This window comes from Colwellia sp. BRX10-9, assembly GCF_014077405.1.
Lineage (GTDB): Bacteria > Pseudomonadota > Gammaproteobacteria > Enterobacterales > Alteromonadaceae > Colwellia_A.
On the sequence record NZ_JACGVV010000004.1, the window covers coordinates 33,323 to 47,328 of the forward strand.

General features: G+C 38.9%; 8 protein-coding genes. 5 read left to right on the forward strand and 3 right to left on the reverse strand.

Going from position 1 to position 14,006, the window contains the following annotated elements:
• Positions 1 to 24 precede the first annotated feature (24 nt).
• From H4J69_RS03580 to H4J69_RS03600, 5 genes are all read left to right on the forward strand, one after another.
• Positions 25 to 3,378: a serine/threonine-protein kinase gene (locus H4J69_RS03580; RefSeq protein ID WP_182213425.1), complete on the forward strand. Its 3,354-nt coding sequence runs from the start codon at positions 25 to 27 to the stop codon at positions 3,376 to 3,378.
• The gene (locus H4J69_RS03585) at positions 3,368 to 4,090 is read left to right on the forward strand and encodes a sensor histidine kinase (RefSeq protein WP_182213427.1); all 723 of its coding nucleotides are present in this window, start codon (positions 3,368 to 3,370) and stop codon (positions 4,088 to 4,090) included. Before H4J69_RS03580 ends, H4J69_RS03585 begins: the two co-directional genes overlap by 11 nt.
• Complete coding sequence (locus tag H4J69_RS03590; RefSeq protein WP_182213428.1) at positions 4,087 to 4,725, forward strand: response regulator transcription factor; 639 nt, start codon at positions 4,087 to 4,089, stop codon at positions 4,723 to 4,725. Before H4J69_RS03585 ends, H4J69_RS03590 begins: the two co-directional genes overlap by 4 nt.
• 101 nt (positions 4,726 to 4,826) lie before the next feature.
• On the forward strand, positions 4,827 to 7,301 hold the full coding sequence (locus H4J69_RS03595) for a S8 family serine peptidase (protein ID WP_182213430.1): 2,475 nt from the start codon (positions 4,827 to 4,829) through the stop codon (positions 7,299 to 7,301).
• 179 nt (positions 7,302 to 7,480) lie between these two features.
• Positions 7,481 to 8,074 (forward strand): PEP-CTERM sorting domain-containing protein, encoded by a 594-nt coding sequence (locus H4J69_RS03600; RefSeq protein WP_182213431.1) that lies wholly within the window; start codon positions 7,481 to 7,483, stop codon positions 8,072 to 8,074.
• 428 nt (positions 8,075 to 8,502) lie between these two features.
• On the opposite strand, the gene H4J69_RS03605 is transcribed toward H4J69_RS03600, so the two are convergent.
• The 3 genes from H4J69_RS03605 to H4J69_RS03615 all read right to left on the reverse strand — a co-directional run bounded on the left by H4J69_RS03605 (position 8,503) and on the right by H4J69_RS03615 (position 13,997).
• Positions 8,503 to 10,137 carry an AMP-binding protein gene (locus tag H4J69_RS03605; protein WP_182213433.1) on the reverse strand — a complete coding sequence of 545 codons (1,635 nt, stop codon included), beginning with the start codon at positions 10,135 to 10,137 and terminating at the stop codon, positions 8,503 to 8,505.
• 96 nt (positions 10,138 to 10,233) lie between these two features.
• Positions 10,234 to 11,649, reverse strand: coding sequence for a coniferyl aldehyde dehydrogenase (locus tag H4J69_RS03610; RefSeq protein WP_182213435.1), 1,416 nt, complete (start codon positions 11,647 to 11,649; stop codon positions 10,234 to 10,236).
• Positions 11,649 to 13,997, reverse strand: a complete 2,349-nt coding sequence (locus tag H4J69_RS03615; RefSeq protein WP_182213437.1) for an RND family transporter — start codon at positions 13,995 to 13,997, stop codon at positions 11,649 to 11,651. Before H4J69_RS03615 ends, H4J69_RS03610 begins: the two co-directional genes overlap by 1 nt.
• Positions 13,998 to 14,006 lie beyond the last annotated feature (9 nt).

Here is a 14,006-nt window from a genome sequence, read left to right on the forward strand (position 1 = left end):
CCACATCATTAGTAAAAAGGCTGTATGAGCGATTCTAAATCACCCAAGTTAATACATAGCGATGATGATCAGCTAAATGCGACCCAAATAATACCCTTGTCTAAGCCGCTCGCTGCTGGAGAGTGCCTTGTTGGTCGTTTTGAAATTGAAAGTCTGCAAGGACAAGGCCGTTATGGTTTTGTTTACCGCGCCTATGATAAGCAACTCGATACCCTTATCGCCATCAAAGTCCTCAATAAATCGCTGAGTCAAGATAAGCAAACCATTGCTGATTTTAAAAAAGAATTATTATTGGTTCGTCAATTAAGTCACCCCAATATTATCCGCGTTCATGAATACTACCAAGATGAAGATGTTCACTTCTTAACCATGGATTGGATTTCGGGTAGCAGCCTAGAAGAAGCTATCGCATCGAAATCACTCACTACTGAACAAACTTTTCAAATTATTGAGCAATTATTAGATGGCTTAGCCTTTGCTGAAAAAGCGGGCGTTACTCATAAAGATATTAAGCCTGAAAATATCATGTTAGACGAGTCAGGTCGGCTCTTTATTGCCGATTTTGGCTTGTCTGCTTTTAATAAAGAAAGTAACGCTGACCGTGTTTCAGGGACTCCTTACTATGCGCCACCTGAGTATTTACAAACCGGTAAAATAAACTTAACCACTGATTTGTATGCCGCAGGTGTGGTGATCTTTCAGTTATGTTGTCACGGTTTACCGTTTAGTGGCCATTCGATTGATGAAATTTTACAGACTAAGTTGTTAGATAAACCTAAATTTAAGGCTGTTAAAGAAGAGTTTAACTTTCTAAAGTCATGGTCATTGACACTCATTTCTCCGCATCCAGCATCCCGACCCACTAATATTAGCCAAGCGCAGAATCAATATATTAGTTTATTAGCAGAAAAAGATAATAAACCTATCAACAAAAAGCGGTTAATAGTGACGGTTATGTCGATGATGGTATTTTTTACCATCGCAGTGGTTTTGTTTCTGAGTCGTCAAACACCCATTAAAGCCAATGCGGTCGATCATTACGCGGTGGCGATATTGCCTTTGCAGACACAAGAGGGCGAATTTGATCAAACCTTTGCTAACTATTTGAATTACCAATTAACCGATATTAAGAACTTACGGGTGATTGAACAATCGAGATTAAGCCAGCTATTAGCGCAACTGGGTATTACGCCTCCCATTGATGACGCTAATATGGAGTTGATATCAGACTTACTGCAGATTGACGTGCTCATTAGCCCACAAACATTTATTGCCGGTTCTGAGGCTAAAGATATTCAGTTTCAGTTGGTTTCTGTCGATGGTTTTAACATTCAACGCGAAACCTTAATAAAAGCCCCTTATGACGAGAAAGATTGGCAAGAAGTGACTCGACATTTTGTCGATAAATTTAGGCAGCGTTTAGACATAGAAGTGAATGCCGAAAAAACCATTGAGATTGAAGAAAACCCTTTGGTTGATTTATTTCCTATTAAAACACTTATTTTAAAGGGTGACTTTGAGCAGGCGCAGCAAGCGTTAAGCCAAATATTAACGAGAGAACCCACTGCTGCGCAAGCTTGGCTGCAACAAGGTGAATTAAACCTGACGATAGGTTTATTCATGGAAGCAGAACAAGCTTATAGCCAAGCGATAGCATTAAGCGCCACTAATTCTTATACGGCGAAACTAGCGAGTGCACGCTTAAATGATTTAGCGGGTAAAATCGAACAAGCTCAAGCCGATTATTTAAGCTTAGTGAATGCCTTTCCTTACAACACTGAGCTTAAGATGATGCTATCAGAGTTCTATTTTTTAATTGAACAACATAAAAAAATGGAAGTCTTATTACAAGAAGTGGTAAAAATTGATCCAAACCATCCTAGTGCATGGTTTATGTTAGGTAGAGTGGCATTTTTACAAGGTGATTTTGAAAAAGCGTTAAATGAATATTTTGTTAAGGCACTAGTCACCGCTAAAAAACTAAAAAACCCTGTTCAAGAAGGTGAGGCTCTAAATGCCTTTGGTGTTGTTTATGAACAGTTAGGAGAAACAGAGCTTGCCTTTGATTATTATCAACAATCGTTAAAAATTAGAAGACAACTAACTAACTTAGCCGATGCAGCGACCACTATGACTAACTTAGCCGCTATGCATTTAGCGGTTGGCGAATACCAGCAGACTGAACAATACCTAACAGAAAGTTTAGCTATCTATCAGAAGTTAGACGATCAAGAGGGCCTTTCGAATACTTATAATGAGTTAGGAAAATTGGCTGAAGAGCAAGCTTCGTATCAAACGGCCTTGGAAAATTATCGCCATGCGTTAAATATTCGAGTTGAACTCAATAACTTAATGCTCCAAGCAGAGAGTATGAATAATATTGGCTTCACTTATTTTATGCTGCTTGACCCAGAACATGCCTTGGTTTATTGGCGTCAATCAGAGCAATTATATCAGCAAGTGCAGTTTCCTATTGGCATTATCCATGTACGACAAAACTTGGGGCAGATGGAACTCGCTAAGGGAAACTGGCGCAATGCCTATCACCTTTTTAACAACACTTTAACCGATGCTGAAAAACTCAATATTACCGAAGAGTCGATCGTTTCGCGTAGTTACCTAACAAAACTCGCTTTTTTACAAGGTAATTTTTATGCGAGCATTGAAGAGTTAACGTTAACTTATCAAGCGGCGGTTAAAGCTAATGACGTACGAGCTATGGCTGAATTTGGTCTATGGTTAGCCGATTGGTCATTGCAGCTTGGCGACCAAGAGCAAGCCGCTAAGCACTTAGCCAATATAAACGATATAGTTTCGCGTCATGGCAATAAAGAACATATGAGTAAATTTCAGTTCTTAAAAAGTCAGACGGTAGGGAATTTATCCACAGCGGTTATGGAAAATAAAAATAATAGGGTTTTAGATCATGCCCATCAATCTATTTATATTCGCCAATTAATTTATCAGGCAAAACAGTCTTTACATCAAGGTAACAAAGATATCAGTGCTTATTTGACACCACTGGCTAACGTTGATTTTAGCCTGCAACAATATCAGTATATTGAATATTTAGAACTTTTAGCCGTACAGCAATATTTTTCAGGAGCTTGGCTTGATTTAAAAGCCACACTAAGGTCAGCCGATATTTTATTAAGAAAAATGGGCGATTATTGGCGCAGCTTTCAATTTGATCGTTTGCGTGCCCAATTGGCGATTGTCAATCAACAAGATCCAACAAAATATTATAAAAAAGTGACTAAAAAGTTGATGCATCTTAAGGCTAATTTACCTCCAGAATTTTCTGGTAAATTCATAGAAACTCAAGATTATTTTGAATTAAATGATTCATTAATGGAGTTATCTCGCCATGACCAATAATGCCAATATTGCTAAAATGGTTGACCAACTTAATGAAAAGCAAAAACAAATATCACAACAGCTTTATTCGGGTAATGAGCAAATGCGTGGTTTGGCAAAACGCGTTTGGCGAGTACAAGAAGATGAACGCAAGCATATCGCTCGAGAATTACATGATGGAGTAGGACAACTGCTTACGGCTTTAATAAATCAGCTGCAGCAAGTTAAAAAAGGAGACGCGAGTATAGCGCTTGATGAGAGTATCGATCTTGCACGTCAAGCCTTATCAGACACTCGCGTGATTTCTCGCTTAATGCGCCCCAGAATTTTAGATGATCTTGGGCTTATTCCTGCCCTTGATTGGTTAGTGCGTATTATGGCGGAACCCGAAAAAGCGACAATTGAATTTCATCATCAAGTTGACAGTATTTTAGATAGTGATACTCAAACCCTAGCGTTTCGAGTAATACAAGAAGCGCTGACCAACGCGATTAAGCATGCACAAGCACAAAAAATAATTCTCAATTTAATTGCAACTGATAATCTTTTAATGATTAAAATAAAAGATGACGGTATTGGAATGAAAGCTGATCAAGAATCTAGTCCTGAGGGTTTTGGCTTAGGCGCAATGCGCGATAGAATAAGTGCCTTCGGTGGTCAATTAACAATAAATTCGCAGCCAGGACAAGGCTGTGAAATAAAAATATTGGTAACGGGGAGGAATGGCCGATGATCCGTGTTCTTATTGCAGATGATCATACTATCTTACGTCATGGACTGGTCAGTTTATTAAGTAAAGATAATGATATTCAAGTGGTTGCTGAAGCCGCAGATGGACTTGAAGCAGTGAGTAAAGCGCTGGAATTAAAACCCACCGTTATCGTTATCGATATTAGCATGCCAGGATTGAACGGTATGGAAGCGGTTAAACGCTTAAATGGCCAACTGCCAGACACAAAAGTGTTAGTGCTAACTATGCATGAAGAACAAGAGTATGTCATTCATATGGTTAGAGCGGGTGCTTCTGGTTATTTATTAAAAGACAGTGCGAGTGACGAACTCATCGATGCGGTAAAAGCATTAGCTGCGGGGAAAACCTATTACAGCCAATACGCGGCAAGTGTGTTGGCATCACAATACAATAAGCCGGCAGAAAATTGGCAAGACCCCTACAAAAATCTGACTAATCGTGAACGTGAAGTCTTTCATTTAATCATTGAAGGTAAAACTACCAAAGAAATTGCTCGTTCATTAGATATAAGTGTTAAAACAGCAGAAAACCATCGCGGTAAAGTGCTAGATAAATTGAGCGTTGCCAACGCTGCTGAATTGGTCCGTTATGCGGCCAAAAACAACCTACTGCTATAAACAAGGTATATTAACCTCTTCCTTGTAGGGGTTTTACCTGATTATTTTAAACCTTAATGTTTGGCATGCTCGATGTATCAAAACATATAAGGTTTATTCCAATGCTAAAAACACAATTAAAAAATAAAATATTAATCGCTGGCCTTATCGGTGCAGGCTTAACTTTTATGTCGCTAAATATTGCTGCTAAATCTATCGGACCTGAACTGAAAGGTTTGATGGCGACTGCTGAAGTACATGAGGTTTTTAACGTCATCGTTACTTTCGAAGGTAAAGGAGCTATTAATGCACAACAGCTAAACGTTATTGAATCAACGGGTGTTATTGGTGGCGTAAGCTTTAAGCAGTTTCCTATTGTCGGTATAACGGCAACAAAGGCGCAAATAGAAGCTATTTATAAATCAAATAAAGTACGCTCTGTTTACTACAACGCGCCATTATCATTAGAAAATGATAGAGCAACACAAATTACCGGTGTTGACCGCTTACGTGATGACAGCTCTTTACGTAGTAACGGTATGCCATATTCTGGACGTGGTATCGGGGTTGTGGTTAATGACTCGGGTGTCGATGGCACGCACAGCGACATTAAGTTTCCTAACCACGTTGTTCAAAACGTATTGGCACAAACTAACCTACATTCGTTATCAGATATTTTACCCATAACTTACCAAGAAGATACCGCGAACAGTGATATTGCTGGTGGTCATGGTTCTCATGTTGCGGGTATTATTGGCGGCAATGGCGCGATGTCGAGTGGTAAATATCAAGGTGTTGCTCCTGGCGCAAAAATTGTTGGTTATGGCTCAGGTGCTGGTTTATTTATTTTAGACACTATCGGTGGTTTTGATTACGCTAAGACGCATCAATTTGATTATAATATTCGCGTTATTTCAAACTCCTTTGGTAGTACAAGTGATACAGGTACTGACTTTAACCCTGACCATCCAACCAATGTTGTCACTAAAACATTATCAGATGCGGGTATTATTGTCGTTTTCTCTGCGGGTAACTCAGGAAGTGGCGAAGCGACAATCACAGGTAACTTCAAAAAAGCACCTTGGGTCATTACCGTAGCAGCGGGTGATAAAGACGGTAAATTAGCTGACTTTAGTTCACGTGGTGTTAAAGGTAAGGGTGGCGAAGTTACGGTTGATGGCGAGCTTTTTCAGTGGGAAGACCGCCCTACTGTAACTGCGCCGGGTGTTGATATTATTTCAACCCGCGCTTCATTATCTAGCTTAAGTGCCTTGAGCATTGCCGATGATAGCGACGTGATGGATGCAAATCACGTACCTTATTATACTTCTATGAGTGGTACATCAATGTCAGCGCCACATGTTGCTGGTATCGTTGCCTTAATGTTAGAAGCTGAACCTGAGTTAACGTGGCGTGAAGTTAAGTCAATACTACAAGAAACAGCAACCAATATGCCTGGCCGAGAAACATGGGAAGCTGGCGCCGGTTATGTCAATGCCTACGCGGCAGTACAATCAATTGTCGATAAAAGTTTAGCTTTTGGCAAAACAACTAAAATCAACCGTGATTTTAATGCTAAAGCGTTAACCTCAGTACAGTCAGAAGACGATATGTCTGTGCCGTTTAGTCCTGTTGGTGATAATGAAGGTGTTGTTTTGACCGTCAATGCCGAAGCTTCTATGGTGATGGTTCGAGCAAATGTTGATGATAATACGGTAGCCCTTACCTTGACTAGTCCTTCGGGCAAACGTTACGGGTCAAGTATTGCTTTACCCGTTTTAGGTCAAAACATTGCAGTGACAGCGCCAGCTGAAGCGGGTAAATGGATACTTAAAGCAGGCGGTATTGGTAGTCTTTCGGGTGTTGCGCTTGACCCTGCTGGATTAACCAATGGTTATGCGGTACCTGGTGATATTGACGTAACGGTTAAGATTATAAAAACTGATGGTTATCTTGGTCTTGATGATTTAACTGACCACCCCGCTAAAGCGTTTATTGAATTCGCAGTCAGTGAAGAATTAGTCGACGCAAATACGGAAGGTTTTCAACCAGATATTAGCCTTACCCGTGAAGACCTAGCTGATTTTTTAAGCTTAGGTGCTGGTATTCGTCAATCAAATTTGGCAACAACAAGCATATTTGCTGATGTCACAGAAGATACTACTTACACTGCTGCTATTAACGCGGTTAGTGAAAAGGGTGCCGCTTTACGAAATGGTGCACAAGATCAACATGCAGTAATGTTGACTAATGGTGATTATTTTAATCCACAAGGCTTAGTTAATCGCAATGAGTTAGCTTATTCTTTTGTACAGTCATTAGCTTTACAATCGACTGCAGAAAGCTTTACTGGTGATATTACCGCTATTTATGGCGAGCAACGTATAGCGATAGCAGACCAAGCTGATATTCCACAAGCAATGAAAGGTTACGTACAATTAGCCTTAGACCTAGGAATATTAGGCGCAAGCTTTGACGTTCAACAGGGTACTTATGATTTAGTCCCTACTATAACGGCGACCTTTAACGGTAAAACACGAGTTAGCCGCGCTGATTACGCAGTAGCCGCGACACGTTTTTTTAATAACTACCTATAGACTGAGTATCAGGGTAAACAAAGCCTATCGGGTAGCATCGGATAGGCTTTAATTACCCACTATTATTACAATATATACCAGTATCAGATTAGCTTTTTTATTAGCACAACACATTGATGAATTATCTTTTTTAGCATTACTCATTAATATTATTTTTTGGGAATAAATAGGAATATCAAATGAAAACTAAATTTATAACAGCCAGTGTCACAAGTTTTATCTTCGCGTGTAGTTGTTTAGTTAATGTCGCATCGGCATCACTAATTACTATCGATTTTGAAAGCTTCCCTGAAAGTGATTTTAGTCAAGGTAGCGAAAACGGTTTTAATATTAGTGCTAATGGGCCAGATACTAAGATTGTAGACCCAGGGTTTAATAGCGGTAATACCGCTTTTTCTGATGGTGGCTCAACATTACAACCATCAAATTGGTTTTTCTCAACTAACGGCTTATTTACTTTTGAAAAGCTTGATATTGGTTCATTCTATAATCAGGGGGACTATGTCATTGTGACGGGGTGGCTAGGTAACGTACTTCAAGCAGAGGACAACTATAAAACGACTACCTCACTATGGAATGGTCAGTTATCAACTAAAGAAGCGATTAATTTGAAGGGTATTCTGGTCGATAAAATTAGCATCTCGATGTTAAGTACCAGTAATCTTTATGGTGTAATGGATAATGTCGTAATGAATAAAGTACCAGAACCGACCAGTTTAGCTATTTTTGCCTTAGGTATAATGGGATTAGCAGTACGACGCCTTAAGCAATAAGCGTAATGATTATTTAGGTTGTTAACGTTTTATAAAAAACACTGATGGTAATCATCAGTGTTTTTTTATCAGATGAATTTGGCTATTAAGCCTTATAACCTTGTTAATAGCCAAACAAGGTTATAAGCAAAGATTATTCATCGTGGTGAGTGGCTAAAACCGTTAACGTTTTTTTATCAGATGAATTTGGGTATTAAGTCTTTACGCTTGATTAATCGCCAAGCAAGGTTATAAGCAAAGATAATTCATCGTGGTGAGTGGCTAAAAACCGTTAACGTTTTATAAAAAACACTGATGGTAATCATCAGTGTTTTTTTATCAGATGAATTTGGGTATTAAGTCTTATAACCTTGTTAATAGCCAAACAAGGTTATAAGCAAAAATTATTCATTGTGGAGAGTGGCTAAAAACTGATGATGAACATCACTCTATCTTAGCTCTCTGCGCAATAATTTTCCGACACTTGATTTAGGGATTTCATTAATAAAAGTGACATGTTTAGGGGTTTTATAAGCCGTTAGTCCTTGGCGACAGAAATTGATAACATCTTGTTCTGTGATGTTTTCATCTTCTTTTACAATAAAAAGTTTAACCGCCTCGCCAGTTTTATCATCGTCTACGCCAATACAAGCTGATTCTAATATGCCAGCCATTTTAGCTACTTCAGCTTCAATTTCGTTAGGGTAAACATTAAAACCAGAGACATTAATCATATCTTTTTTACGATCAACAATATGAAAGAAACCTTTGTCGTCAAGTATACCGACATCGCCAGTTTTAAAATAACCATCTTGGGTCATACATTCGTCGCTTGCTTGAGCATTGTTCCAATAACCTTGCATAACTTGTGGGCCCTTAGCACAAAGTTCACCCGATTCGCCTTGCGATACTATATTGCCATCATCGTCTCGAATAGAAATATCTGTATTAGGTAATGGCACGCCAATACCTGGTATGTAGACGGTTTCGTTATCAATAACAGTGCCAAAGTTTAATGACAAAACAGGTGAAGTCTCAGATAAACCATAGCCTTCATGCAGCCTAGCGCCGGTAACTTGTTGCCATTTATCGGCAACGGCTTGTTGCACTGCTGCACCACCGCCCAAAGAAAGTTTTAATGCTGAAAAATCAACTTGATCAAAGCCCGGTGTATGTAATAAACCATTAAATAAGGTATTTACCCCGGTAAACATAGTTGCATCGGTGTTTTTCCATATATCTACAAAACTGGCCATATCTCGAGGATTAGTCACTAAAACGTTTTTGGCGCCAAAGTAAAAGTAGCTGAGTGTATTCGCCATTAAAGCAAAGATGTGGTACATCGGGATGGCGGTAATAACAACGTCGTTACCGTAATGAATATGATTTTTAGCAAACTCTTCGAATTGTAAAATATTAGCAATTAAATTGCCGTGGCTAAGCATCGCGCCTTTAGATAACCCCGTAGTTCCGCCGGTATACTGTAAAAATAATAAATCAGCTTGGCAAAGGGTCGGTTCAACCAACGCGAGGTTTTGTCCTTGAATTAAGGCATCAGTAAAGCGGATCGTTGTGGTTAACCGCTGATCAACCGGTTGACAAGGTAAGCTTTTATTGACGAGATCGTCTAAGTTAACCGTAATTACATGTTTAATATCAGTCGTATCAATAATATCAGCGAGCATCTTTGTTGAGGGTGAAAATATAATAATAGTGTCGACTTGTGCATCATTAAGTTGGTGCTTAAGTTCTCGTGCGGTGTACATAGGATTAACATTTACCTGCACCCCGCCAACACGAATAATGCCCCACATTGCTATTGGAAAAGCCAAAGTATTTGGGCACATCAGCGCGACACGTTTGCCCTTAGTAATGTTTAATTTATTTTGTAAAAAAGCGGCAAAGTCGCGAGACAGTTCATCGACTTGCTCAAAAGAGAGTTCAGCGCCAAAATTACTAAAAGCGGTTTGTGGCTTATATTTAGTGGTGGTCTGGTGAAATAACTCTAATAAAGAGGCATAACGGTTTAAATCGACTTGCTGTTCGACGTTTTTTGGATAATTTATCAGCCAAGGTTTAGTCATGTAATTTCCTTAAGTACGCGTTGTTTTGAGCTTAAAAAGTAATAGTTAACACAAGTAAAGCGATTAACATTGTAAAACTAATTCTAACTAAATTAATTAGCGTATAAATAACGCAAATAAAATTTTATGAATTCTCTTACCAAAAGGTGGGAATAATAATGAGCCTAAGCTTATTTTTCCTCGCGATAATACTGACTTTCCATGAGAAAAAGTTTTAAAACCTTCACTACCATGGTATTGCCCCATACCCGATGCACCTATGCCTCCAAAAGGTAGATCATCAATAGCAACATGGAATGCCGCATCATTAATGCAAACGCCACCTGCATGGGTATTTAATAAAACTTGTTGCTGAAATGACTTGTTAAAACTGCAAATATACAAGGCAAGCGGACGAGGCTTACTGTTAATATAGTCTATCGCTTCGCTTACGTCTTTATAAGCTATTATTGGCAGTAGCGGGCCAAAAATTTCTTGTTGCATTACGGTCATATCGTCGCTGACATTAGTTAATAAGGTTAACGGCATTTTTCTTGATTGAGTCTTATTACTTTTTGGTTGTAAGGAAGTAACAGTGGCGCCTTGCTCGCTAGCATTAGCAAGCAAACCATCAATGCGGGCCTTTTGGGCAGGGTTAATTATAGCGGTGCAGTCATCATTACCTTGAACGTTAGGGTACATACTTTGATAGTAGGTTTGAAAAGCCTGGGTCAATTCAGCTACTTTATTTTCTGGGCAGAAGACATAATCGGGGGCGACACAGGTTTGTCCAGAATTAAGGGTTTTTCCAAGAATTAATCGACTAACAGCGGTTTTTATATCTATGTCGTCATCAATAATAGTTGGTGATTTGCCACCTAACTCTAAGGTGACCGGGACTAAATTTTCAGCCGCGGCTTTCATCACTAATTTACCAACGGCGGTAGAGCCAGTGAAAAATAAATGATCAAAAACTAACGTTGAAAATGCCGCCGCCATGGCAGCTTCGCCACAAACAATGGCGACTTGTTCAACAGGAAAGGTTTCGGTAATCAGCTTTGCTAATAAGTGATTCGTTTTTGGGGTGTATTCACTCATTTTTATCATAGCGGTATCACCTGCAGCCAAGGCAGCAGTTAATGGTCCAAAAGCTAGAAAAACCGGATAATTCCATGGCGCTATGATACCAATAACACCTTTAGGTTGATAAACCACTTCACCCTTTGCCGGTTGAAATAATATACCGATATGCTTTTTTTCAGGTTTCATCCATTTCTTTAGGTGTTTAATGCTGTAATTAATACCCATGACAGTGGTGAGAATATCCCCAATTTTTGTATCTTCGGTACTGCGATGACCAAAATCATCACTCATAGCATCAATAAAGGCTTGTTGATTATTTATCATTAAGGCTTTCAATTTTTTTAAGTCACTAATACGCTTGTCATAGCTTGGGTAAGTGTTGTTAGCAAAATATTGCTTTTGCTGTAAAAAGGTATCATCAAGTGCTAGTTGTGTTGTTATTGTTGTCATTATTTCTTACTCCTGTGAGAGCCTATATTGAGCAGCCATGCAATGGCAGGGATCAGCGTTAGGGCGCCTAACATGTTAAAAATAAACATAAAGGTTAGTAATATACCCATATCTGCTTGAAATTTTATTGGTGAAAAAACCCAAGTAGCAACACCAATAGCTAAGGTTATCCCCGTAAAGGCAACGGCTTTACCGGTTTGATTTAATGCGTAGCGATAGGTCATGTATAATGACTTACCTTGGCCTAGCGCTTCTTTAACTTTACTAAAGATATAAATGCCATAATCAACACCGATACCGACACCTAAAGCAATAACGGGTAAAGTGGCTACTTTTACGCCAATGCCTAATACGCCCATTAAACCTTGGCTCATAATGCTAGTTAATATCAGTGGAGTAATGATACAAATTACAATGCGACCACTTCTAAAGGTAATTAAACAGATAATAATAACAATGGCATAAACCCAAACGAGCATTTCAGTTTGTGCTTCTTCGATAACCATATTGGTGGCTGACTCTATGCCTGCATTGCCTGCTGCCATTAAAAATTCTATACCGTCAATTTGATTTTCTTGATTAAACTTTTCTACTGCTTTAACGACATTATCTAGGGTTTGTGCTTTATGATCTTTGAGAAAAACCAGCACGGGCACCATAGAGCAGTCTTTATTCATCAACCCTTGTGGTGTTTTAGACAATGAAGCATTGGTCATTAATTGATTACGGTTTAAGCCATACCATTTTAAAGAACCTTCATTCATGCCAAACAGGCCAAATTTTGAAACATCGGCGACAGACTTAACCGCCTGAACACCCGCAACATTGCGTAATTGCCATTGGAATTGATCGACCCAAACCAAGGTTTGATATTGAGCACACTGCTCGACCTCTGTTTTGACCATAATGACAAATAAGTCTGTGCTGGTGCTGTAATTATCAACAATATAAGCGTTATCAAGGTTATAACGAGAGTCAGGTCTTAACTCTGGAGCGCCTGCATCTAAATCACCAATTTTCATTGATTGTGAAAAATACAAACCAAGGATTAAGCAGCCAAGACCAACAGCTAAAGCTACTTTTGCTAGTGGAGGCTTAGCAAAGTTTTTAAATAAGCTTTCGACTATACCTGTGTTATGAGCTGACTTTTGTGCATATTTAAGACCCGCTGGAGAAACACCGATATAACTCATTAATATTGGTAAGGCGATTAAATTAGTAACAATAATGATTGCAACACCAATACTAGCGGCGATGGCTAACTCTCGTATTACCTCTATGTCAATGACCATTAAAGTGGTAAAACCGATAGCATCACTGACTAAAGCGGTAATGCCAGCAATATAGAGTGAGCGAAAAGCAAGCTTGGCAGCGTCAATTTTATCTGCGCCGGTTACGCTATGATGAATAATCGAATTAATAATTTGAACACCATGACTGACACCAATAGCAAACACTAAAAAAGGCACCAACATAGAATAAGGATTAATGCCAAAGCCCAGTAAATTTAAAATACCTAATTGACAAAATACGGCAAAAATTGAAAATACCAACACTGATATTGTGCTACGTAAACAACGCGAATACAGCCAAAGTAGTACAAAAGTAATAACAACGGCTAAGACAAAAAAAGCAACAACTTGTAAGGCGCCATCGATTAAATCACCAACAACTTTTGCAAAGCCAACAATGCGTATCGTGACATCGTCACTGCTGTATTTGTCTCTTATCTTCTCTTCTAAAACGCTTGATAACTCTCGGTAGTCGAGTGGTAAGCCTGTTTCAGGATTAATGTCTTGTAATGGCGCTAAAATAATAGCGGATTGAAAGTCATTAGCGACCAGTACGCCAATTTGTCCCGACTTAAAAACGTTAGCTTTAACGCGTTCAATCATTTTTGTCGTGCCATTATAGCCATCAGGAATTACCGCACCGCCGACAAAACCTTCTTCAGTGACTTCTTGCCAGCGAACATTGGGTGTCCATAATGATTTTAAACCATCTCGACTTATCCCCGGGATATAGAAAACTTCATCGGTTACTTGCTTTAAGGTTTCTTGAAAGTCAGCGTTGAAAATATCCCCTTTTTTGTTTTCAACGACAATTCGAATGACATTACCTAAATCAGCGAGTTCTTTTTTGTAGGTTAAAAAATTATTAACATAGGTGTGCGAGCCGGGGATCATTTTAGTGAAACTAGCTTCAGGTTTAACTTTAGTTGCTTGTAGGGTTAACAGGGTGATACAAATAACGATTATCGTCATCAATAGTGCACGATGACTAAAAATAAATTGCTCTATTTTTTGTGCTAATTTGCTCGGTGTATGTGTCGATTTATCAGTAGACATAAGTTTTTC

Bases quoted from the DNA above. Each gene is read 5' to 3' on its own strand.
- H4J69_RS03580 (WP_182213425.1), top strand. From the start codon at position 25: ATGAGCGATTCTAAATCACCCAAGTTAATACATAGCGATGATGATCAG.
- H4J69_RS03585 (WP_182213427.1), top strand. From the start codon at position 3,368: ATGACCAATAATGCCAATATTGCTAAAATGGTTGACCAACTTAATGAA.
- H4J69_RS03590 (WP_182213428.1), top strand. From the start codon at position 4,087: ATGATCCGTGTTCTTATTGCAGATGATCATACTATCTTACGTCATGGA.
- H4J69_RS03595 (WP_182213430.1), top strand. From the start codon at position 4,827: ATGCTAAAAACACAATTAAAAAATAAAATATTAATCGCTGGCCTTATC.
- H4J69_RS03600 (WP_182213431.1), top strand. From the start codon at position 7,481: ATGAAAACTAAATTTATAACAGCCAGTGTCACAAGTTTTATCTTCGCG.
- H4J69_RS03605 (WP_182213433.1), bottom strand. From the start codon at position 10,137: ATGACTAAACCTTGGCTGATAAATTATCCAAAAAACGTCGAACAGCAA.
- H4J69_RS03610 (WP_182213435.1), bottom strand. From the start codon at position 11,649: ATGACAACAATAACAACACAACTAGCACTTGATGATACCTTTTTACAG.
- H4J69_RS03615 (WP_182213437.1), bottom strand. From the start codon at position 13,997: ATGTCTACTGATAAATCGACACATACACCGAGCAAATTAGCACAAAAA.